A 23,085-nucleotide genomic window follows, 5' to 3' on the forward strand; every position below is an offset into this window, starting at 1 on the left:
AACTTCCCAGGATCAAGGAGGATTCGGGTGGACTTCAGTCTGGATGAAGGGCAGCAGGCCGTCGCCGACGTGGTGACTTCTGCGCTCGACCGGGACAACACCTGGGACGCGCTCGTCGCGGGTGGTGTCATCGCCTTCGGGGTACCGGAGCGACTCGGTGGTGACGGGCTGGGACTGTCCGAGATCACGACGGCGCTCACCGAGATCGGCAGGCACGGCGCGATAGGTCCCGCGTTGGCGACGTTGGGCCTCGGGCTGGTGCCGCTGCTCGACCTGGCATCTGACGAGCAGCAGGACCGCTACCTGGCCAATGTTGCCAAGGGCGGCGTGCTGACCGCCGCGCTCAACGAGCCGGGCAATTCACAACCGGAGCGGCCCGCAGTTTCACTGTCCGGCGGCAAGGTGTCGGGCACCAAGGTCGGTGTTCCGTATGCCGAGCAAGCGGATTGGCTCGTCGTGACGACCGACGACGGCGTCGTGGTCGTGTCGCCGAAGGCCAACGGGGTGACGCTGACGAAGACCCCGACGTCCAACCACACCGACGAGTATGTGGTGACGTTCGCCGACGTGGCCATCGAGGACGCCGACGTGTTGGTCGGCGCGGAGGCGGTCCGCGTCAACCAACTGGCGCTCGCATCCACGGGTGCGTACGTGGCCGGTCTGGTGGCTGGTGCGCTTCGGCTGACCGCCGACTACGTGGCCAACCGGGAGCAGTTCGGCAAGCCGCTGTCGACGTTCCAGACGGTCGCCGCGCAGCTTGCCGAGGTGTACATCGCGTCGCGCACCATCTCACTGGCGTCCACGTCGGTGATCTGGCGGCTGTCCGAGGGCCGCGACGCCGCTGAGGACCTCGACGTGCTCGGGTACTGGGTGACGTCACAAGCGCCGCCGGTGATGCAGCTCTGCCACCACCTGCACGGCGGCATGGGCATGGACATCACCTACCCGATGGACCGGTTCTACTCGACCATCAAAGACCTGACCCGACTGCTGGGCGGCCCCTCACACCGCCTCGACCTGGTGGGAGCGCAATGTACATCGAACTGACCCCCGAACAGCGGCAGCTGCAAGCCGAACTGCGGCAGTACTTCTCGAACCTCATCTCCCCAGAAGAGGCCAAGGAGATGGAAGCCGACCGGCACGGCAAGGCTTACCGCGCAGTGATCAAGCGCATGGGTTCGGACGGCAAGCTGGGCGTCGGCTGGCCCAAGGAGTTCGGCGGGCACGGCTTCGGCCCGATCGAGCAGTCGATCTTCGTCAACGAGGCGCACCGCGCCGACGTGCCACTGCCCGCCGTCACGCTGCAGACCGTGGGCCCGACGTTGCAGGCGTACGGAACTGAACTACAGAAGAAGAAGTTCCTGCCCGGCATCTTGGCCGGCGAAGTCCACTTCGCGATCGGCTACACCGAGCCGGACGCGGGTACCGACCTGGCGTCGTTGCGTACCACGGCGATCCGCCATGGCGACGAGTACGTCGTCAACGGCCAAAAGGTATTCACCACCGGCGGACACGACGCCGACTACGTATGGCTGGCGTGCCGCACCGATCCGGAAGCCGCCAAGCACAAGGGCATTTCGATGCTGATCGTCGACACGACGGATCCCGGATACTCGTGGACGCCGATGATCCTGTCCGATGGCGCGCACCACACCAACGCCACCTACTACAACGACGTCCGGGTGCCCGCCGACATGCTCGTCGGCGAGGAGAACGGCGGTTGGCGGCTGATCACCACGCAGCTCAACAACGAGCGGGTCATGCTCGGGCCGGCCGGGCGGTTCGCGGCGCTCTATGACCGCATCCATGCTTGGGCGTCCAAGCCGGGAAGCAATGGCGACATCCCAATCGGCCACGACGACGTGAAGCGCTCGCTCGGTGAGCTCAAGGCCATGTGGCGCATCAACGAACTGCTCAACTGGCAGGTCGCGGCGTCGGGGGAGACCATCGACGTCGCCGATGCCGCGGCGACCAAAGTGTTTGGCACCGAACGTATTCAGTACGCGGGCCGGTTGGCTGAGGAGATCGTCGGAACGCACGGCAACCCGGCCGACCCGGACACCGCCGAACTTCTGGAGTGGCTCGACAGCCAGACCAAGCGCAACCTGGTCATCACGTTCGGTGGCGGTGTCAACGAGGTGATGCGCGAGATGATCGCGGCGGCCGGTCTGAAGGTTCCGAGGGTTCCGCGGTGAGCGCCGTCGACGACATCCAGGCCGCGGCCGAGCGGGTCAAGGCCGAGGGCAAGAGCAAGCCGCGGGTCGGGCGCCATCCGGTGAATCAGCCGATGGTGGACCACTGGCTCGACGCCATCGGCGACAGAAACCCCATCTACGTGGACGAGGCGGCCGCGAAGGCCGCCGGCCATCCGGGCGTCGTTGCCCCGCCCGCGATGATCCAGGTGTGGACGATGATGGGGCTCGGCGGCGTTCGTCCCGACGACGACCCGTTGAGCAAGATCCTCGAATTGTTCGACGACGCAGGGTATATCGGCGTCGTCGCGACCAACTGTGAGCAGACCTACCACCGCTATCTGCGGCCCGGCGAGGAGGTCAGCGTCGCCGCGGAACTGACCGACGTGGTCGGCCCGAAGCGGACCGCACTGGGCGAAGCCTTCTTCATCACACAGCGGATCACCTGGTCCGTCGGCGATGAGGATGTCGCCGAGATGATGTGGCGCATCATGAAGTTCATCCCGGCCGACCGTGAACAGGCCCCGTCATCGGTGCCCGACGACCTGGATGCCGACTCCGCGATGCGTCCGGCGTCGTCGAAGGACACCAAGTTCTTCTGGGACGGTGTCAACGCGCACGAACTGCGCATCCAGAAGCGACCCGATGGCAGCCTGCAACACCCGCCGGTGCCCGCACTCTGGGCCGATAAGGAAGCACCGACCGAGTATGTAGTCGGCACGGGCAAGGGCACGGTGTTCAGCTTCGTCGTGCACCACGCGCCGAAGGTTCCCGGTCGCACCCTGCCGTTCGTCATCGCCCTCATCGAACTCGAAGAAGGGGTGCGGATGCTCGGCGAGCTCCGCAACGTCGACCCCGGAGGTGTGGAGATCGGAATGCCCGTTCGCGCAATGTACATCGACTTCCCAGCCAACGACATCGGCCCGGCCTGGACCAACTACGCATGGGAGCCGGACGCGTGAGCGCCCCGACAGTTGAGGTGGGCACGAAGCTGCCCGAGCTCACGCTCTACGGCGACCCGACGTTCATCGTGTCCACCGCCATCGCGACGCGTGACTACCAAGACGTGCATCACGACCGAGACAAGGCACAGGCCAAGGGGTCCAAGGACATCTTCGTCAACATCCTCACCGACACCGGTCTGGTGCAGCGCTTCATCACCGACTGGGCGGGACCGTCGGCGGTCATCAAATCGATCGGGCTGCGGCTCGGCGTGCCGTGGTATGCCTACGACACGGTGACGTTCACCGGTGAGGTCACGGCGGTCGAAGACGGCCTGATCACGTTGAAAGTCGTTGGCAGCAACAGCCTTGGGGATCACGTCATCGCCAACGCCACGCTGACCATTGGGGACGGTGCCTGATGGCAGGTGAGCTTTCCGGCAAGACGGCCATCGTCGGTATCGGCGCCACCGACTTCTCCAAGAACTCCGGTCGCAGCGAGCTTCGACTGGCCTCCGAGGCGGTGCTCGACGCACTCGACGACGCTGGGCTGACCCCCGCCGACGTCGACGGCATGGTCACCTTCACTATGGACTCCAACACGGAGGTCGCCGTCGCGCGCGCCACCGGAATCGGGGACCTGAAGTTCTTCTCCAAGATCCACCACGGAGGTGGCGCCGCGTGCGCCACCGTCCAGCAGGCGGCCATCGCGGTGGCTACCGGGGTCGCGGATTGCGTTGTGGCATATCGGGCGTTCAACGAACGGTCGGGCCAGCGGTTCGGCCAGGTGCAGCTGCGGCTGGTCGAGAACGCCGACTCGACGGGTGTGGACAACTCGTTCTCCTACCCGCACGGTTTGTCCACGCCCGCCGCGCAGGTCGCGATGATCGCCAAGCGCTACATGCACCTGTCCGGTGCGACGAGCAAGGACTTCGGCGCGGTGTCGGTGGCCGACCGCAAGCACGCCGCCAACAACCCGAAGGCGTACTTCTACGAGAAGCCGATCACCATCGAGGACCACCAGAACTCGCGGTGGATCGCCGAGCCGCTGCGGCTGCTGGACTGCTGCCAGGAGACCGACGGCGGTGTCGCGCTCGTCATCGTGTCGGCGGAACGGGCCAAGGACCTCAAGCAGCGGCCCGCCATCATCGAGGCGGCGAGCCAAGGCGCCAGCCCCAACCAGTACTCGATGGTGAGCTATTACCGGCCCGAGCTCGACGGGCTTCCGGAGATGGGGCTGGTCGGCAAGCAGCTGTGGGCGCAGTCCGGGCTCAAACCGACCGACATCCAGACGGCGATCCTGTACGACCACTTCACGCCGTTCACCCTGATTCAGTTGGAGGAGTTGGGATTTTGCGGGTGGGGTGAGGCCAAGGACTACATCGCCGACGGGGCCATCGAACTCGGCGGTCGGCTACCGATCAACACGCACGGCGGTCAGCTCGGCGAGGCCTACATCCACGGCATGAACGGCATCGCCGAGGGGGTTCGCCAGCTGCGTGGCACGTCGGTGAACCCGGTGCCGGACGTCGAGCACGTGCTCGTCACGGCGGGCACGGGGGTGCCCACCTCGGGTTTGATCCTCGGCTGACGTTCCAGGCGTTCCAAAGGTTCTGCCAGCTCGGTCGGCGTCGGCCTTGATCCTGCGCTGACGGACCGCGCCGAGGCAACGGTTGACGCAACCGTTGATTGGCCTGGTCAACGGTGCTCGCGGAGTCCGAACCGCTGGAACGATGCCCTCTGGCGAACTTCGCCAAATTCGCTGTAAATGCACGTGATGGTACGAAAAATCTTGTGCACAGGCTGTGGATAGTTTATCGTCGGCCTAGGTTGTTGCTCTAGTCCCTGGTAAATGATCTTGATAGAACCGCTGATCTAAAAAGGAGCTACGGACACCACCCGTCGCAGGGGGACAGGAAATGTTTGCTACGAATCGCATAGCGAGACTTAGATCGCCGGGGTTGTCAAGGCCGCGTCGACGAGTCCGCCTGCAGTTGAGCGCCATGCACGACGGTGCTGCTGATCTGCTGACTCGCCGGGGACTCGGCGCCTTCGCCGCGTCCGTTTGCGCACCAGGTGCCGTGGGACGGCCGACGGCCGGGGGTTGTCCATGAAGGCCTTCGGCTCGGTTGCTCCGCCGTACTGGGAAGTTGACCCCGGTACTCCTGCGGCGCCACTCGGTGCGTCGGGCAGTCCCTCGGGGGGAGGCGCGATCGAAAGCTCGGCGGCGTGCGTCATGCGTGCCAGCCGCGAGCGACTCGGCCGTACGCGTTCGATGACGGGTGGGGTCAATGGCGCGGTCGTCCCGGCACCGGACGTCACCCTCGGCATGCAGGACGCCGTTCGCGTTCTGATCGTCGATGACTGCACTCTGTTCCGCAACAACCTCGCCGAAGCACTGGCGGACATCGGTGTAATGGTAAGCGTGGGATGGGATTTGCCGACGTTGATCACGTCGATGCACGACCCTCGGCTGAACATCATTCTGCTCAATCTCGCTACGCGAGACAGCACGAACTTGCTGGGCGCGGCCATGAAGACCAACCCCGGCGCGCGCGTGATCGTATTGGGGGTGTCCGAGCAGGACGAAGCCGCGATCGTGGCGTGTGCCGAGGCCGGGGTAGCCGGCTATCACACGCGAACGCAGTCCTTCGAAGACCTGCTCATGTTGATGAGCAAAGTAGCTGCTGGTGAATCACATTGCTCGCCAAGGGTATCCGCGGTGCTCCTGCGGAGGTTGTCGGCGCTCGCATCGGAACGGAAGCCGGTGAACAAGGAACTAGTTCTGACCTCGCGCGAGGCCCAGATCCTCGAGATGATCAAAATGGGCATGTCCAATAGGGACATCGCGGCCCAGTTGTGCATCGCGTTGCACACGGTCAAGAACCATGTTCACAGTGTGTTGGGAAAGCTTGGAGTCAGCACACGCGCCCAAGCTGCAGCGATGTCGAGCACATTTGCCTACGTCGAGTCGGTCGCGAGGAACTAGGCCCGAGACGGTCTGAAATGGTTCCAACGGTCCATATACGGGCGCCAGCGGCCGGGTGATAGTGAACCCGTGCGATACGCATCGGCTCAATCCCACTGTCGCAGACACGATGCGGTGGTCACTCGAACCGGATCCGGCGGGTGACGGTGAATGCGGGACGGCAGCTCGGCCGAAGCACGGTATGGCGCGGATGAATCATCGGATTCTGCGTCGCATCCGAGACACCTCCGCGAACGCCGACGATGGGACGCTCCGGCGAACGGTTCGGAGCTCTCCGAGCTGGCCTGGGCCACTGCGGATACCCGCGACGCACTTCGCGACCAACGCATCTTGATCATCGATGACTGCACGCTCTATCGCGAGAACCTTGCTGCTGTCTTGGAGATGCACGGAGCAGCAGCTCCAAGCGTTGCGTGGGATTCGCAGTCATTGGTGACGGCCCTCGACGAATCCGAGCCCGACATCGTCCTGCTCAACAGCACCACCCACGAGGGCCTTTCGTTGGTACGCGCGGCAAAGGACATCAGCCCCAACGTACGTGTAATCGCCCTTGGCGTCTCGGAGGACATCGAGTCGGTCATCGTGGAGTGTGCCGAGGCGGGGGTGGCCGGCTACCACATGCGCACCGAGACGCTCGATGACTTGCTCGTCATGACACGGAGAGTTGCTGCAGGCGAATCGGTTTGCTCGCCACGCGTGGCCGCAATCTTGGCCAAGCGGCTGTCGGTACTGGCGGCGCAACGCCAACCGATCCAGCCGAAGGAACTAGTTCTCACGGCGCGGGAGGCCCAGATCCTGGCGATGCTGGAAATGGGCATGTCGAATCGGGACATCGCGGCGCAGCTCTGCATCGCAGTTCACACGGTGAAGAACCACCTGCACAGCCTTCTGAAGAAGATGGGCGTACGCACCCGGGCGGACGCCGCGGCGATGTCGCGCACCATCCGGTATGCCGATCGTGACCCGGGAACTAGGTCGGGGTCCATCGGAAATTAGCTCCGATGGTCCATGTACGGGGAGAATGCTAGGTCCGATAGTGGGACGGTGCCTTCAAGGTTAGCCCTAGACCCCGTCTCGCGGTCGCTGGCGAATGGACTTCTACCGCTGGACCCGACGTCAATGGCGTGGGGGACTTCGACGGTGAAGCCGGGGCGCAGGACTTCGGTGTTGCTGCGCAGGCCTGAATCGCGAACCGGTCCGGTGCAGCATCAGTTGGTGTCCGGACCGACTCCGCGCGACCTTCGGTGGCAGTGGGCGGTAGTAGCCACGCCAGCGAAAGCTACGTCCTCAGCCCGGGAGCAGTGCTGATGTGCGGCATCATCGCATGCCGAACATCCGGACCCGTGATCGACTACCTGCGCGTCGCGCTGAAGCGACTCGAGTATCGAGGCTATGACTCAGTCGGGGTCGCCGTACGAACCTGCGACGGCGGCATCGCCCGCATGCGGACGGTCGGGCGCATCGGCGCGCTTGAGCGGCAGGTCAGCGAGTGGGCGGGTCCGACGCTCGACGGCGTAGGCATCGGTCACACCCGTTGGGCGACACACGGTGTGGTCACGGAGGGCAACGCACACCCGCACGTCGATTGCACCGGCCGGATCAGTCTGGTGCACAACGGGATAGTCGAGAACGCCGACGCACTGCGCAAGTCGTTGGCGGCATCGAGCCACCGGTTCGCCTCGGACGTCGACAGCGAGGTGCTGTGCCACTTGATCGAGGATCAACTGTGTCTACACGACGACCTCTTCGAAGCCGTCGAAGCGGCGTTGCTCAAGGTCGAGGGATCCTGGGCGCTCGCGGTGCTCGAGCACGCCACCGGACGACTCGTCGTCGCCGCAAACCACTCTCCGCTGCTGGTCGCCCGCACCGTTCACGGTGATTTCGCGACGAGCGATGTCGCGGCGGTGGCCGATTGGGTCGACGAGTTTCGGGTGCTCGAGGACGGCGACGTCGTCGACTTGAGTGGAACCGACCGATGGCGAAACCACGGAATCAACGCCGCGCCAGGCGTCATGACCCGGTGCACCTGGCGTACCCACGATGCGGGCATGAACGGCTATTCCGACCACATGGCCAAGGAGATCGACGAACAACCAGAGGCGGTCGCCCGTGTCCTCGACGAGTTGGGCTGCGGGATCGCGAACGGATCGCTCTGGAACGGTCTCGACCTGATGCCCTTCGATCGCCTTCACGTAATCGGTTGTGGGACTTCGTTGAACGCCGGCCGGGTGATCGGAGGCTTGGTACGTCGGATCGGCGGGCTGCCCGTGGTGACCAGCGTCGCCAGTGAAGTCGGTGACGAGCTCACCGAACCTCACACGCTGCGCCTCGCGATGAGCCAGTCCGGCGAGACGGCCGACGTGCTGCGTGCAGTTGGATCCCGTGGGCCCAGCAATCCGACCCTGTTGGCCCTCACCAACAATTCGCACTCCACGCTAGCTCGCCGCGCCGATGCAGTGGTGACCTGCCAGGCTGGGCCGGAGATCGGGGTCGCGGCTACGAAAACCTTTGTGTGCCAGATAGTCGCCGGCGTCGCGGTGATGATCTCGGCTCTCGCGGCGAGGCGTCGTGTCTCCGCGCCGGACGCAGCCCGACTCGTCGATGATTTGCGCCGACTCCCGGATCGGCTCGCGACGTCGATCATGGTCGCCAAAAGCCTTGTGCCTCCGATCGCCGAGGAGCTGACTGGCGAAAGCGGTGTCGTCTTCGTTGCCCGCGGTAGCGGGCTTCCCTATGCCGCCGAGGGTGCGCTCAAGCTCAAGGAACTGGCCTACCTCTGGACGGAACACTGTCCGGCCGGCGAGCTCAAGCACGGCCCGTTGGCGCTGATCGCGGCGGGCACGCCGGTGGTGGTCGTCGACAATGGCGACCCGAAGCTCGCCGCCAACGTCGCCGAGATCCACGCTCGCGGTGGTCGAGTCATCAGCGTCGGCTCAACGACCACTACGGTGCCGGTCGTCGAAAGAGCCGGCGCGCCATGGGGTCCGCTCGAGGCCACGGTGCCGCTTCAGGTTCTTGCCCGGACCCTTGCACTGGCACTGGGGCGTGACGTCGACAAGCCCCGCAACCTTGCCAAGTCAGTGACTGTCGAGTAGTTCGATGAATCGGGGGGATTCAATGAATCGGAAGCATTGCAGATCAGGCGGTTGCGTGCGGTTCGCCTTAAGCCCGGGCACAGTGGGATAGTCCGTGTTTCAGTGGACTGTCATTCCCCAGCCCGGTCTCGGACTGCGACGTCCGTCGTTGTCAGGCCGCCGACCAAACATGGTCGTACTCAACGATCAAGCACTCAGGGAGCTGTCAGCTGCTCCCGAGCCCGCCGCCGCTGCGGCGCCGGCACAGCCGTCCAACCGGGTACTCGAGCGCTCGCATTGGGAACGGCGATACGCGACGAATCTGCGGATCACCGATGCAATCGTGGTCGGCGGTGCGGTGATACTCGCGCAATACGTTCGATTCGGAAGTACGCCCGCCTCGCCCGGATTCATGGGTCTGGATGCGACGGGGTACTCGGTGCTACTCGCCGCGGTATGGGTGTTGGCACTCGCCGCATTTCACACCAGATGTGCTCGGTACATCGGTACCGGCATCGAGGAGTATCGCAGGCTGATCGCCGCGTCTTTCTGGACATTCTGGGTCATCGCCGCGGCCGAACTGATTGTCAAGCTGCAGATTTCGCGGATGTACCTGGCAGTTGCGCTTCCCGCGGGCCTGGTCGGGCTGGTGGTGAGCAGGTGGATGTGGCGTAGGTACGTGGCGCAACGGCACGCGGAGGGCCGATATCAGACTGCGGTGTTGGTGGTCGGTGAACTCGATGCCGTGCTGCACCTCGCAGGAGAGCTGACTGCGTGTGCGCACAGTGGATATCAGGTCGTCGGGTTCTGTATACCCGGCTACGGGCCTCCGTGGGGTCAGTACTTCACGGTCAACGGCAGGAAGATCCCCGTCGTCGGTGGGGAGCACCTGGTGGTGCACGCCATCCGTACATGCGACGCCGATACCGTTGCGATCGCGGGTGCGGGCCAGTTCGGCGCGGCCGAACTCCGCAGGCTCCTTTGGCAACTCGAACCGATGGGCGTCGACCTCGTCGTGTCACCCGGTGTCATGGACGTGGCGCTCTCGCGGCTGACGTTGCGGCCGATTGCAGGGCTGCCGCTGCTGCACATCGACAAACCGCAATACCGCGGTACGGAGCGATTTGCCAAGCGGGCGTTTGACTTCTGCTTCGCGCTGGTCGCGCTCATCGTTGCCCTGCCGATAATGTGCGTCGCCGCGTTCGCGATCAAGCTCGGCAGTAGGGGTCCGGTGCTGTATTCGTCCGAGCGAATCGGAATCGACGGACGTCCCTTCTCAATGTTGAAGTTCCGCACCATGGTCAACGGCGCCGACGACCAGCTGAGCGCTCTGAAGGACAGGGATGAGGGTGAGGGTCTGCTGTTCAAGATCCGCGACGACCCTCGGGTAACCCCGGTTGGCCGGCTGCTGCGGCGATTTAGCATCGACGAGCTGCCGCAGTTCATCAACGTGCTGCGGCGCGAAATGAGCGTGGTCGGTCCACGTCCGCCGTTGAGACGAGAGGTCGAAGCCTACGACGGCGATGTACAACGTCGGCTTCTCGTCAGGCCGGGGATAACCGGATTGTGGCAGGTCGGCGGCCGCTCCGACCTGCCGTGGGACAAGGCGGTTCGGCTGGACCTGTCGTACGTCGACAACTGGTCGATGGGTGGAGATCTGGTGATCATCGCCAAGACGTTTCAAGCCGTGATCGACCGGACGGGTGCGTACTGATGCGTTGTCGACTGTGTGACTCGATCCGCTTGGTGAGTGTGCTCGATCTCGGCGCCACTCCGCCATGCGAGGCGTTCCTCACCGCCGATGAGCTCGATCAGCCGGAGTCGACGTACCCACTCCACCTTCGAATCTGTGAGGATTGTCTGCTGTTGCAGATCCCGGCGCTGATCACTCCGCGGGACACGTTCACCGACTACGCCTACTTCTCGTCGTATTCAGACAGTTGGGTGCAGCACGCGAAGAGGTTCGTGGACGATTCCGCGAAATCCCTTGGCCTCGGCTCCGACTCGTTACTGGTCGAAGTCGCGAGCAACGACGGCTACCTGCTCCAGCACGTGGTCGCCGCGGGCATACCGTGCCTGGGCATCGAGCCATCGGTCAACGTCGGGGCCGCTGCGCGCCAGCGCGGGGTGCCGACCGAAACGGCCTTCCTCGACGAGGACGTCGCTGCGGTGGTGCGCGCCGAGCACGGCCCCGCGAACCTCGTGGTCGCAAACAACGTCTACGCGCACGTCCCCGACCTCCTGGGCTTCACCCGATCGCTCCGCGCGCTGATGGCCGACGACGGCTGGTTGAGCATCGAGGTGCACCACGCGTTGAACCTCGTCAGCCTCGGCCAGTTCGACACGATCTATCACGAGCACTTCCAGTACTACACAGTGCTTTCGGCGATGGCGGCGCTCGCTACAGCGGACCTGGCGGTCGTCGACGTCGAGCTGATTCCCACGCATGGCGGCTCGATCCGGCTGTGGGCCCGGCCAGCGCGAAGCGCCGGGCCCCCGAGTGAGCGCGTCGGCGAAGTGCTCGACATGGAGGAGGCGGCCGGGCTCCACGAGGTCGATGGCTACCTACGCCTTCGCCGACGTACGGAAGCCGTCCGTCAGGAGCTCTTGCGATTCCTGCTCGACTGCAGCGAATACGGTCTCCAGGTCGTCGGCTACGGGGCGCCAGGCAAGGGCAACACGCTGCTGAACTATTGCGGCATCCGCAGCGATCTCCTGGAGTACACGGTCGACCGCAACCCGTACAAGCACGGTCGGTTCACCCCGGGCACGCGCATCGCGATCCACGATCCGAGGCAGCTCGAGAAGGACCGGCCCGACGTCGTGTTGCTGTTGCCATGGAATCTCGAAACCGAACTGACAGAGCAACTCGCGTACATCAGGGATTGGGGCGGCCGACTCTTCTGTCCGCTGCCCAACCTGCACGAGGCGACCATCGCGGGTTCCGAAAGTGGCTGGAGGAGAGCAATATGAAGGTCGTTCTGTTTTGTGGTGGATACGGGATGCGGATGCGCAACAGCATCGACGACGGCATGCCGAAGCCGATGCAGATGGTCGGCCCGCGACCGCTCATCTGGCACGTGATGCGGTATTACGCGCACTTCGGACACAAGGACTTCATTCTGTGTCTCGGCTACGGTGCATCGCACATCAAGAACTACTTCCTGACCTACCAGGAAGCAGCGTCGAACGACTTCGTCATGCACGGCGCCCAAGTCGAACTGATGCACTCGGACATCAGCGACTGGTCCATCACCTTCGTCGACACCGGCCTCGAATCGGCGATCGGTGAGCGCCTGCGTCGGGTGCGGAGCTACCTCGGCGACGACGAGTTCTTCCTGGCCAACTACGCCGACGTGCTCACCGACGCGCCGATGGACCACATCGTCGATAGTTTTCACCAGTCTGGTGCCGCCGCGTCGATGTTGATCGTGCCACCGCAGTCGTCGTTCCACTGTGTCGAGATGAAGGACAACGGCGAGGTCAAGAACATCATCCCCGCTTCGGAGCTCTCACTCGGGGTGAACGGCGGCTACTTCGTGCTCTCTCGAGAGATCTTCGACATCTTGCCTCCCGGAGGGGATCTCGTTGCAGACGTGTGCGGCACGCTCGCAGGACAAGGCAGACTGTTCGGCTACCGCTACGAAGGATTCTGGAAGCCGGCCGACACCTTCAAGGAACGGGCCGAGCTCGACGCCGCCTACCATCACGGTGAGCGCCCTTGGATGGTGTGGGAAGCCATCGCCCAGGAGCCGGAACTGCCCACCCTTGCGGAATTCCGATGATCACCCTCGCCACGGGAGCACTCACCGATGTTGCGGTGTTCGGCGCACACTGCGACGACATCGCGATCGGCATGGGCGGCACGCTGCTGACGCTGTGCAGAGCCAATCCGGGCCTACGGGTACGTGCCTTCGTGTTGTGCGGGGGTGGCACCAGGCGGGAAACCGAGGAGGTCGATGCGCTCTCGGCATTCTGTCCGGGTGCCGACGTCGCCGTCACGGTCGACCACTTCCCGGACGGCCAAACACCGGCGCACTGGGCACGGATCAAGCAGCACCTCAGTGCATTTCGCAGCACGCTCGATCCGCAGCTGGTGTTCGGACCGCTGCGCGGCGACGCTCACCAGGACCACCGGTTGCTCGCCGAGCTCTTGCCCACCGAGTTCCGTGATCATCTGGTACTCGGCTACGAGATCGTCAAGTGGGAAGCCGACATGCCCAGGGCGACCATCTTCCATCCGCTCGAAAGCGATGTGGCCGAGGAGAAGGCGCGGCTCCTGCTGAAGTACTACTCGTCGCAGATGGGCCACGACTGGTTCGACGAACAAACGTTTCTGGGGCTTTCTCGGCTTCGCGGCGTGCAGTGCCACAGCCCACACGCAGAGGCGTTCATCGCGGAGAAGGCGACGTTGAGGTTTGGTCGCACGAATACGCACCGAAACTGAAAGAGTAAGGGAGGCAGGCGGTGCGAGTACTTGTCACCGGACACCAGGGGTATCTGGGTACCGTCATGGTGCCGATCTTGGCGGACGCAGGTCACCAGGTCGTCGGATTGGACTGCGGGTTCTTTGCGGACTGCCTACTGGGTCCGGCCCCGTCCGACCCGCCGGGCATGCAGGTAGATCTGCGAGACGTGACGAGCGGCCAGCTGCAGGGGTTCGACGCGGTCATTCATCTTGCGGCACTGTCGAACGACCCGTTGGGTGCATTGGCACCGGACATCACCTACGACATCAATCACCTGGCCTCGGTCCGGCTGGCACGGTTGGCGAAGGAGTCGGGCGTCCGGAGATTCCTGTACGCCTCCACCTGTTCGGTCTACGGGTCCGCCGGCGAGGAACTCGCTACCGAGGATGCGCCGCTGCGGCCGCTGACGCCGTACGCGGACAGCAAGGTGCGCGTGGAGGATGACGTCGCCGCTCTCGCGGATGGCTCGTTCTCGCCGGTCTTCCTGCGCAACGCGACGGCATTCGGCTTCTCGCCACGGCTACGCGCGGACATCGTGCTGAATAGTCTGGTCGGGCATGCCGTGCTCACCGGCGTGGTCCGAGTCCAGTCGGATGGCACACCGTGGCGTCCTTTGGTCCACGCCCGCGACATCGCACGGGCGTTTCTACTCACGCTGCAAGCCCCGATCTCCAAGGTGCACTGCGTGGCCTACAACGTCGGGACCGAAGCCAACAATCTGACGGTGGCCCAGATCGCACAGGCCGTGGTCGACGTCGTTCCAGGTGCCGGCTTGTTGATCACCGGTGAAACGGGACCCGACCCACGCTCCTACCGGGTCGACTTCTCCAGGTTCCGGCGCGAGTTGGGCTTCGAGGCGGAGTGGTCGGTCGCCGATGGCGCCGCCGAACTCTACAAGGAGTACTTGTCGGCGGGGCTGACCGCTGAGGGTTTCGCGACGAGGTACACCCGGTTGCCACGTCTGGAGGCGCTGCGTGCGGCGGGGGTTCTGGACGAGACGCTGCGACGGGCAACGGTCCCATGAACCAGTGCAGAGGTTGCGGCGAATCTGCTCCTGTCACGGTGCTCGATCTGGGGAAAGTGCCTGCAGCCGACTACTTTCCGTCGGCGTCGGATCCGGTGTGCTCGGATGAGGCGGCGCATTCGTTGGCGATGGAGCTGTGCCGGGTTTGTGGCCTGGCACAACTCGCCGACGACGATACGATCACCGATGAACCGCGCGGGGTTGAGCCACGAGCGCTGAGGGACCAGGCCGAGGCTGCGATCGAACAGGTCGCCGCGGCGGGCTGGTTGCGAGGCGACACCATCATCGAGTTCGGCAGTCCGCACTCCTGCACCTGGATTCCGCAACTCAACGATCGTGGGTTCACGTCGGCCACGTCACGTGCGGACGTCGTGCTGGACTGCTTCGGCATCATGCACGAACCCGATCAGCGCAGCGCCTTCGCGACGCGGGCGCTGGCCACCGCGCGGGACGGAGTACTGCTGCTTCAATATCATCCGATCGGCACCATCGTCGGGCTCGGCCAATGGAATGCGTTGCGGCACGGCCATTTCGCGTATTACTCGCTGACCACGCTGATGCGATTGCTAGACGATGTGGGCATGCGCGTTGCGACTGCCTGGGAGTTCGACCTGTACGGCGGAACGGTGTTGCTCGCCGTCGTACGCCAAGGCGTCGCTCGACCAGATCACCGCGTACTGCGCATCCTGGCCGACGAGAACGCGATGGGCGTCACCGATCCAGCAGTCGTCGGGGGCCTGCAGCGCCGTGCTGATCGCCACCTCGAAGGTCTGCGAACCTGGCTCGAGGCGCAGGCTGCCGACGGCAGGACCGTCTTCGGCTACGGGGCCGCGTCGCGAGCGGTGGCCCTGCTGCACGGCGCCGGGATCGACTCGCGGTTGCTGCCGGCTGTCGCCGACGCCTCGACCGCCAAGCAGGGCAGACGGATGCCGGGGACCGACATCCCCATCGTGTCGCCCGCCGACCTGCTCGCTGCGGATCCGGACCGGGTGCTCCTGACGCTTCCCGATCTCCTTGCCGAGGTGAGCGAGCGGTTTCCGGAGCTCGACGGTCGCTGGAAGGTGGACGGCCAATGACCCAGAAGGGTAGGTACCAGCGGTGACAACCGTTCTCGTGAACCCCGACATCACGGATGCGGAGCGACGCACCCGCCTCTACGACGGTCAGGTGCTCGTCTATCCGGCGTCACCGCAGTCCCTCGCACTCGTCGATCACGCGCGGCGGCTCATCGAAGCCGCGTTCAGCGCGAGGGATCCGCAGACCGCGCAGTTCGACCTGCCCGTCGAAGGTTTCGCGGCGGTGCTGGCCGAGCTGAAGCCGACGTTCATCCACCACGTCGAGTCGAAGCTGCGGATAAGGGAGCTGCTCGCAGCGTTTCGCTGCGACCTCGGCCGAACCTACTTCGACGTCCCCCGCATGCGTACGTCCACGGCCAACGACTATCTGACATCGGGCATTTCGTATGCCTTCCACCCCCATCGTGACACCTGGTACTCGGCGCCGTTCAGCCAACTGAACTGGTGGATTCCGATCTATCCGGTCGTCCCCGAGAACGTCATGGCGTTTCACCCTCGGTACTGGAACCAACCGTTGCGCAACGGATCCCGACGGTACGACTACTACGAGTGGAACCGGACCAGTCGGCTGACGGCCGCCCAACACGTTCGGACTGACACCCGTGAGCAGCCGAAGCCAGAGGAGCCGGTGCAGCTCGAGCCCCAGGTGCGGGTCGTCCCCGAGCCGGGGGGCGTGATGATCTTCTCCGGCCACCAGCTTCACTCGACAGTTCCGAACAGCTCAGGGAAGACCAGGTTCAGCATCGACTTTCGAACCGTGAACGTCGACGACGTCGTCGATCGGCGGGGAGCCCCGAACGTGGATTCCGATTGCACCGGTACGTCACTGCGAGACTTCTTGCGGGCGTGTGATTTCGAGCGCATCGACGAAGACATGGCGCTCGACTACGAAGGCATGATACCCGCGAGCGGCCGACATGAATGAACCACAGCTCGTCGTCGATGGAGGACACGTGAACGATTCCTTGAAGCAGTACATCGCCCAGCTCCGCAGGCACCGCTGGCTCATTCTGGCGTTCGCGGTGCTAGCGGTGGCCATTGCATCCTTGTCGTCGCTGCACGCGCACACCACGTATACCGGGAAGTCCGTACTCGTAATGTCGTCGTCGGGGCGCTCACCCGACCAGGATGCCGTGATGGCTGACGGTTACGCCCAGATCTTCAACGATCCGGCGACGATCGGCCGCCTCGAAGCGACGAACGACATCCCCGCAGGCGCCGAGTTCGAAGCGCGGACGGCGGCCAGCAGCCCCATCCTCGTCATCGAGGCGGCCGCGAAGGATCCCGCCGTGGCACAGCAGGCGGCCTTGGAGATGGCCCAGGCGTTTCGGACCGACGTCAACTCGGTGCGACAGAACAGCACCGCGGAGGCCGTGGCACAGCTGTCCCAGCAGCTCAACGACATGCGCAGTCAACCGCTGCCGGAGGGATTGGCCAATCCGGCCGTCGGGGTGCTGCAAGAGCGCATCAACCAGATGCGGTTCGATTCGACCAACCAACTTCAGGATCTTCAACCCCGGGCGGGGGTCGCGGAGAACTCGCCCAATCTCGTCCGGAACGTGGCGCTCGGCGCCGTTGGCGGCACGCTCCTCGGCATCATGGTCGCGCTGGTCATGGCGTCCGTGTCGACGAGGTTGATGAGCTCGGCCGACGTCCAAGCCAAGACGGACATCGAGCCGCTGGTGGAGTTGCCCGATGGCCGAAGCGCCAAATCAGCAGCGGTGCGACTCGAGCGGTTGCGTACGCTGGCCAACCTCGTCGGCTTCGAGCGGCTGCCGAAGTCCACAGTCGTCGCGCTCACGGATGCAGGCCCGACCAAGGGCTCCTGGGAGCTCGCAGCCGAACTGGGCGAACTGTGGAGCAAGCAAGGCTATCGAACCGTGCTCGTCGATGCCGTGGGTGGCGCATCGGGTCACGTCGGCGTCACCGGATTCTCCGAGGCGCTCGACGACAGCCAGAACGTGTGCGACATGCTGCAGGACAGCGGGATCGACGCATTGAAGATCCTGCCCGCTGGCCGGATGGGCCCCGAGCGCTTCGTTCGCGCCACGCGCGAGCGGATCGATGCGGTGCTGGACGAACTTCGGATGGACGCCGACATCACGGTGGTCGCGCTGCCCCCCGTAGCCGAAACGGCCGAGGCGCAGTTGATTTCCGCCGCAGTCGATCTCAACCTGATGGTGATCACCAGGGGCTCAACGCGGGTCGAAGACGTCGCGGCGGCGACGGACCGACTGGCGAAGGCGCGCGCGGTCGTGCTCGGAGGAGTACTCGTCGAGAAGGCGGTCGACAAGCCTGCCCGGATCGAGGCACCGGATCCCCAATGATGACCGAATTGCGCCGGGAGTACTGGCCCGTGATCGTTGGGCTCGTCGTTCTGATCGCGGTGTTCCTGGCAAAGTCGTTGCTCGGCATGACCTTCGGGCAGGTGCTGCTCCTTGGTGCGGTGGCTGCGGTATGTGGATGGTGGGCGCTGCAAAGTCCGGTCTTCGCCGCGATCGCCCTGCTCGTGGCGATCTTCCTGCGACTTGCGCTGGAGGACTACTTTCCGGTCGATCCGTTCTGGCTCGTCTTGGCCACGCTGCTTGCTGCCAGCGTGTGGTGGATGGCCCGCACCTCCGACCGGTTGCATGGGGTCGGGGCCATCGAGTTGGCAATGTGGCTGTACCTGCTGTGGAATCTCGCCTCGGCGCTCCTTCCCCATGAGTACGCCTTGGGCGACGAGCTCACCGAGAGTGCCACGGCCCTGCCTCGATTCGTGCTGTTCGCGGTGGCCCTTCCACTGACCATGTACGTGGTCGGCCGATACGCGTTCGACCGGTCGTCGGCGGTGCGTGCGCTGCTGTGGGCGATGCTGTTGATGGCCGCCCATTCAGCGGCGACGGCGATCATGCCGACTATTGGCTTGGCGCAATGGGTGTGGCCCCAGTACCTACGTGACAAGAACGCCACGGCGGACTGGTCGGGTCGTGCCGCAGGCGTATTGAATCAGCCGGTGGCCACCGGAATTCTCCTGGCGATCGGCATCGCGATCGCGATACAGCTCGTGTGCCGCGGCGACGAACCGCGCCTGCGCAGGTGGCTGGCGATCGCGATCGCGCTCGGCTGCGGTTACGCCATCTATCTGACCCACACCCGCGCCGCGTGGCTTTGCGGGGTGGTCGTACTCGTCATGGGTGCGGTGCTGGCCAAGGGCTATCGAGCCGGCTTCCTTGCCAGTATCGGCTTCGTCGCGGTCGTCGTGATCGCGAGGTGGACGACGTTCACCAGCTCCAACCGGGAAGCCGGCGGTGTCGGCTCGGTGTTGGAGTTGCAGGATCGGCTCAACACCATCGCGACGGCCGTGTGGGCAGCCGGCCGAAAGCCCATCGAGGGCTGGGGCATCGGACGGTTCCGTGCCGTCAACACCTACCACCACCAACAGTGGGCGCCAGACGTGCCGTGGGCTAGAGGCTTCAACATGGTCTCGCACCAGAACGAGCTGGGCATACTGGCGGAGCTGGGTTTGATCGGCCTCGCGTTGTGGCTGTGCATCATCGCGCTCTGCGCATATCGGCTCTGCGTCGCCTACCGGACGCTGCCGGCTGACTCCTTGACCGGAAAGCCCTTGGCGCTTACCGCCCTGATGGCGATTGCCGTCTTGGTCACCAGCGGACTGACCGTCGACCTGCGGTACCTGGACTTCCCGACGGTCGCGGTGTTCCTGCTCGTCGGTGTCACGATCGGGTGGTCCGACCGAAGCGAGCGCACGCCGTCGTCGGAGTCGGCGAGCCACGTGCCGGCGGCCACGGCGGTGCGCTGTGGTTGAGCCTCGCAGCCGACGAACGGTGCTCTGGGTGTCGACCAGTATGGCCACCAGGGGAGGAATCGCCAGCTTCGTCCGAAGTATGTCCGCCACGCCGCTGTGGTCGACGTGGAACATCCGACACGTCGCGACCCACCGCGACGGCAGTGCGATGGCCAAGATCACCCGATTCGCCTACAGCGTACCGATATTCGTCTGGCGCGTGACCGTCGACAGGCCTACCGTCGTCCATCTGCACGTGGCGTCCAACGGGAGTTTCTTCCGGAAGTTCACGCTGAGCTTGCTCGCGCGGTCGTTCGGAGTCCCCGTAGTGACGCACGTACACGGCGGAGGATTCGCCGAGTTCTACGCAGAATCGCCCGTCGTGGTGCAGCGCGCCATCCGGAACCTGCTGGCCCGGTCCAGCGCGGTGATCACCCTCGGGGCCACGTGGGCAGACCGCTTGGAATCCATCGAGCCCAAGGCCGCCATACACGTCATTCCGAACAGTGTGCGAGCGAACGTCGCCGTTCGCCAGCCGGAGTCGGGCCAACCGGTACGCGTGTTGTTCCTTGGCCGCCTCGAGAAGCACAAGGGAACGTTCGACCTCATCGATGCGTGGCAGAAGATGTTGGTGGAGCACCGAAGTGGGCCCAAACCCGTGCTCGTCATCGCCGGAGACGGGGACGTCGACCGTGTTCGCAAATTCGTACGCGACCATGGGCTGACCGAAACTGTCGAGCTACCCGGCTGGATTGCCCCGGAGCAGGTTCCGGCGCTGGTGCGTTCGGCCCAGATTCTCGTGCTGCCGTCCTATTACGAAGGCCAGCCAATGTCGGTTCTGGAGGCGATGGCCAATGGGCTGTGCGTCGTCACGACCGACGTGGGAGGCATCCCCGACCTGATCGATGGGAGTTGCGGAATCCTGTTGCCACCAGGCGATATCGACCAACTCGCAAGCGCACTCCGCGACGTGGTCGCCGACCGAGCACTGCGAATCCGGCTCGGAGCTGCCGGCCTGGCGCGGGTGCACGAAGAGTTCGACATCGACGTGATCTGGCGCAGATACGACGAGCTCTACCGGCAGGTCGGACGATGACGACACCCCGTCCGACGCGAGTGATGTACGTCGTTCCAGACCTCGGCGTCGGCGGTGCCGAGCGGCACGTCACGACGTTGATGCCCAACCTGGACCGCGATCGCTTCGCCACGGCGGTGGTGTGCGTCGGCGCGCAGGGAAAACTCTTCGATGACCTGGTCCGCGCAGGCACGCAGGCCAAGGCCCTCCACCGCAGTAGGGGGCAAGCGCTGCACGCCATCGTAGATCTGGTTCTCGAGATGCGTTCGTTTGCACCAGATGTCGTCATCACGCGGGGGTATAGCGCCGAAGTGCTTGGCCGCATTTCCGCCGTGGTCGCGCGGGTTCCGCACAATGTCGTGTGGGTCCACAACCATGGTGATGGGACGCCCCGCGGCGCGGTTCGCCGGATCGCCGACCGAGTATTGGATCACGTCACGAGCGCCTATTTCGGAGTTGCGCAGGCGCAGCTGGAGTACATGGTCGACGGACTCGGCTGCCCCCCGGAGAAGATTCACATCATCTACAACGGCGTCGATCCCCAGCAGTTCGACCCCACCGATGATCGGCGCGCGCTCGCGGAGTTCGGGATCGGCGCATCGGACAAGGTGGTCGGGATCGTGGCGGCGTTGCGGCCGGAGAAGGACCACTCCACCTTTCTTCGAGCCGCCCGCATGGTCGTCGACCGGGTACCAGCCGCGAAGTTCCTCATCGTGGGTGAGGGACCGATGCGTGCCGAGATCGAGTGTCACGTAGCGGTTCTCGGACTCGACGACCAGGTGACGCTGACCGGATGTCTTGCCGATGTTCCGGCCGTCCTGCGGGCGCTGGACGTGGTCGTGCTCAGTTCCTACAGCGTGGAGTGCTTTCCGATGGCGCTCCTTGAGGCGATGGCGGCGGGCAGGCCAGCGGTGTGCACCGCAGTTGGCGGGGTGCCCGAAATGGTCGATGAGGGGGTGACGGGGTTCTTGGTTCCCGCACGTGACCCGTCCGCGTTGGCCGACCGGCTGGTCGCCATCCTGATCGACGACGAACTGGCCTCCCGGATGGGTAAGGCGGCACGCGTGCGGGTCGAGGAGAAGTTCACCCTGCGGGACAGTATCTCGGCAGCAGAACGTGCTCTGACAGAGGTGGTCACGCCGTCGGCATTGGTCGTCGATCTGCTGACGGGATGAATTGGGGGACAGCACATGAAGCAACACATTCTGATCCTGGTCGAGAACCTGTCGGTGCCGTTCGACAGACGGGTCTGGCAAGAGAGCTGCGCGCTGCGCGACGCGGAATTCAAGGTCACCGTCATCTGTCCGGTCGGCGCCACGCAGGACCGCGAAGCGGACATCGTGATCGACGGCGTACGAGTTCTTCGGTATCCGCTCCGGCCGGCTGCCGGGGGGCCGCTGGGATATCTTCGCGAGTACACACTCGCGCTATGGCATACGTTGCGGTTGGCGATCAAGGTTCGGCGCGAAGGCCCGGTCGATGCCGTACATGCCTGCAACCCTCCGGATCTGCTCTTTCTCATCGCGTTGGCCCTCCGGCCGGCAGGCGCTCGGTTCGTGTTCGACCACCACGACCTGGTGCCGGAGCTGTTCATGTCGCGCTTCTCCGGCAGCAAGCGCTTCCTACACGCCATGACGAGGTTCACCGAGCGGCTCACCTTCGCCTGTGCGGACGGCGTGATCTCGACGAACGAGAGTTACCGGCAGGTGGCAATCGAGCGGGGGAGGGTGGCTCGCGATCGGGTGGTGGTCGTCCGCAGTGCACCCGATCTAAAGTATTTCGTCCGACGAGATGCCGATTACTGCCTGCGGCGGGGAAAGGATTACCTGTTGGCGTATCTCGGTGTGATGGGCCCGCAGGACGGCGTCGACTACGCGTTGAGGGCGCTACGGCACTTGCGGGAACAATTCGGCCGAAACGACTTTCACTGTGTGTTCATGGGCGCAGGCGACTCCTACGACGAAATGGTCTCCCTCAGCGAAAGTCTCGGGCTCTCCGACGTCGTCGAGTTCCCTGGCCGGGTCTCTGACGAGTTCGTCCAGCGCTGTTTGTCCACGGCCGACGTATGTCTGTCCCCGGACCCGCTCAACCCCCTCAACAACGTGTCGACGATGAACAAGGTGGTCGAATACATGGCGATGTCTCGACCGATCGTGTCGTTCGATCTCGTCGAGACGCGGGTATCCGCGCAGGGGGCCGCAGCGTACGTGCCGCCAAATGACGAGTTGCAATTCGCCAAGGAGATCGACGCGCTCCTTGAGGATTCCGAGCGCCGAAGGAGGATGGGCGACATCGGGCGACTTCGCGTCGAGCAGGAGTTGTCCTGGGAGTGTTCACGCCGCGTACTCGTTGACTTCTACAGCGGGCTGCTCCACTGCGGCGACAGCGAGCAGTCGGCGTCTGTCTGAAGGCTCGTGTACGCCGGCACACTTGCTGGTGATGATCGGCCGGTGTTGCT

20 protein-coding genes are annotated in these 23,085 nt (G+C 64.6%); all 20 read left to right on the top strand.

Going from position 1 to position 23,085, the window contains the following annotated elements:
* The first annotated feature begins 27 nt into the window (after positions 1-27).
* The 20 genes from SLQ33_RS16335 (at position 28) to SLQ33_RS16430 (ending at position 23,035) form a co-directional block, all read left to right on the top strand.
* On the top strand, positions 28-1,047 hold the full coding sequence (locus SLQ33_RS16335) for an acyl-CoA dehydrogenase family protein (protein ID WP_319454905.1): 1,020 nt from the start codon (positions 28-30) through the stop codon (positions 1,045-1,047).
* On the top strand, positions 1,032-2,195 hold the full coding sequence (gene fadE29 / locus SLQ33_RS16340) for an acyl-CoA dehydrogenase FadE29 (protein WP_319454906.1): 1,164 nt from the start codon (positions 1,032-1,034) through the stop codon (positions 2,193-2,195). Before SLQ33_RS16335 ends, fadE29 begins: the two co-directional genes overlap by 16 nt.
* Positions 2,192-3,154 (top strand): bifunctional MaoC family dehydratase N-terminal/OB-fold nucleic acid binding domain-containing protein, encoded by a 963-nt coding sequence (locus SLQ33_RS16345; protein WP_319454907.1) that lies wholly within the window; start codon positions 2,192-2,194, stop codon positions 3,152-3,154. Before fadE29 ends, SLQ33_RS16345 begins: the two co-directional genes overlap by 4 nt.
* Complete coding sequence (locus SLQ33_RS16350) at positions 3,136-3,555, top strand: MaoC family dehydratase (protein ID WP_319454908.1); 420 nt, start codon at positions 3,136-3,138, stop codon at positions 3,553-3,555. The genes SLQ33_RS16345 and SLQ33_RS16350 overlap by 19 nt, the downstream gene beginning before the upstream one ends.
* Positions 3,555-4,724: a lipid-transfer protein gene (locus tag SLQ33_RS16355; RefSeq protein ID WP_319454909.1), complete on the top strand. Its 1,170-nt coding sequence runs from the start codon at positions 3,555-3,557 to the stop codon at positions 4,722-4,724. Before SLQ33_RS16350 ends, SLQ33_RS16355 begins: the two co-directional genes overlap by 1 nt.
* A gap of 519 nt (positions 4,725-5,243) precedes the next feature.
* Entirely contained in the window at positions 5,244-6,122 is an 879-nt protein-coding gene (locus tag SLQ33_RS16360; protein WP_319454910.1) for a response regulator transcription factor, read from the top strand.
* A 150-nt stretch (positions 6,123-6,272) separates the two neighbouring features.
* Entirely contained in the window at positions 6,273-7,118 is an 846-nt protein-coding gene (locus SLQ33_RS16365) for a response regulator transcription factor (RefSeq protein ID WP_319454911.1), read from the top strand.
* A gap of 311 nt (positions 7,119-7,429) precedes the next feature.
* The gene (gene glmS / locus SLQ33_RS16370; protein ID WP_319455169.1) at positions 7,430-9,217 is read left to right on the top strand and encodes a glutamine--fructose-6-phosphate transaminase (isomerizing); all 1,788 of its coding nucleotides are present in this window, start codon (positions 7,430-7,432) and stop codon (positions 9,215-9,217) included.
* A gap of 169 nt (positions 9,218-9,386) precedes the next feature.
* Positions 9,387-10,910: a sugar transferase gene (locus SLQ33_RS16375; protein WP_319454912.1), complete on the top strand. Its 1,524-nt coding sequence runs from the start codon at positions 9,387-9,389 to the stop codon at positions 10,908-10,910.
* Entirely contained in the window at positions 10,910-12,169 is a 1,260-nt protein-coding gene (locus tag SLQ33_RS16380) for a class I SAM-dependent methyltransferase (protein ID WP_319454913.1), read from the top strand. Before SLQ33_RS16375 ends, SLQ33_RS16380 begins: the two co-directional genes overlap by 1 nt.
* On the top strand, positions 12,166-12,981 hold the full coding sequence (locus SLQ33_RS16385) for a glucose-1-phosphate cytidylyltransferase (protein ID WP_319454914.1): 816 nt from the start codon (positions 12,166-12,168) through the stop codon (positions 12,979-12,981). Before SLQ33_RS16380 ends, SLQ33_RS16385 begins: the two co-directional genes overlap by 4 nt.
* The gene (locus SLQ33_RS16390) at positions 12,978-13,643 is read left to right on the top strand and encodes a PIG-L deacetylase family protein (protein ID WP_319454915.1); all 666 of its coding nucleotides are present in this window, start codon (positions 12,978-12,980) and stop codon (positions 13,641-13,643) included. The genes SLQ33_RS16385 and SLQ33_RS16390 overlap by 4 nt, the downstream gene beginning before the upstream one ends.
* 20 nt (positions 13,644-13,663) lie before the next feature.
* Complete coding sequence (locus SLQ33_RS16395; protein ID WP_319454916.1) at positions 13,664-14,689, top strand: SDR family oxidoreductase; 1,026 nt, start codon at positions 13,664-13,666, stop codon at positions 14,687-14,689.
* Positions 14,686-15,765 (top strand): transferase, encoded by a 1,080-nt coding sequence (locus SLQ33_RS16400; protein WP_319454917.1) that lies wholly within the window; start codon positions 14,686-14,688, stop codon positions 15,763-15,765. Before SLQ33_RS16395 ends, SLQ33_RS16400 begins: the two co-directional genes overlap by 4 nt.
* Before the next feature lie 22 nt (positions 15,766-15,787).
* Positions 15,788-16,690, top strand: a complete 903-nt coding sequence (locus SLQ33_RS16405; RefSeq protein ID WP_319454918.1) for a phytanoyl-CoA dioxygenase family protein — start codon at positions 15,788-15,790, stop codon at positions 16,688-16,690.
* Positions 16,691-16,718: 28 nt separating this feature from the next.
* Positions 16,719-18,092 carry a hypothetical protein gene (locus SLQ33_RS16410; RefSeq protein WP_319454919.1) on the top strand — a complete coding sequence of 458 codons (1,374 nt, stop codon included), beginning with the start codon at positions 16,719-16,721 and terminating at the stop codon, positions 18,090-18,092.
* On the top strand, positions 18,089-19,573 hold the full coding sequence (locus SLQ33_RS16415; protein WP_319454920.1) for an O-antigen ligase family protein: 1,485 nt from the start codon (positions 18,089-18,091) through the stop codon (positions 19,571-19,573). The genes SLQ33_RS16410 and SLQ33_RS16415 overlap by 4 nt, the downstream gene beginning before the upstream one ends.
* A 28-nt stretch (positions 19,574-19,601) precedes the next feature.
* A complete protein-coding gene (locus SLQ33_RS16420) occupies positions 19,602-20,648 on the top strand; it encodes a glycosyltransferase family 4 protein (protein WP_319454921.1) in 1,047 nt (348 codons plus the stop codon).
* The gene (locus SLQ33_RS16425; protein WP_319454922.1) at positions 20,645-21,802 is read left to right on the top strand and encodes a glycosyltransferase; all 1,158 of its coding nucleotides are present in this window, start codon (positions 20,645-20,647) and stop codon (positions 21,800-21,802) included. Before SLQ33_RS16420 ends, SLQ33_RS16425 begins: the two co-directional genes overlap by 4 nt.
* A gap of 15 nt (positions 21,803-21,817) precedes the next feature.
* Complete coding sequence (locus tag SLQ33_RS16430; RefSeq protein WP_319454923.1) at positions 21,818-23,035, top strand: glycosyltransferase family 4 protein; 1,218 nt, start codon at positions 21,818-21,820, stop codon at positions 23,033-23,035.
* The last annotated feature ends 50 nt before the right edge of the window (positions 23,036-23,085 follow it).

This window comes from Mycobacterium sp. RTGN6 (assembly GCF_033804605.1).
GTDB lineage: Bacteria > Actinomycetota > Actinomycetes > Mycobacteriales > Mycobacteriaceae > Mycobacterium.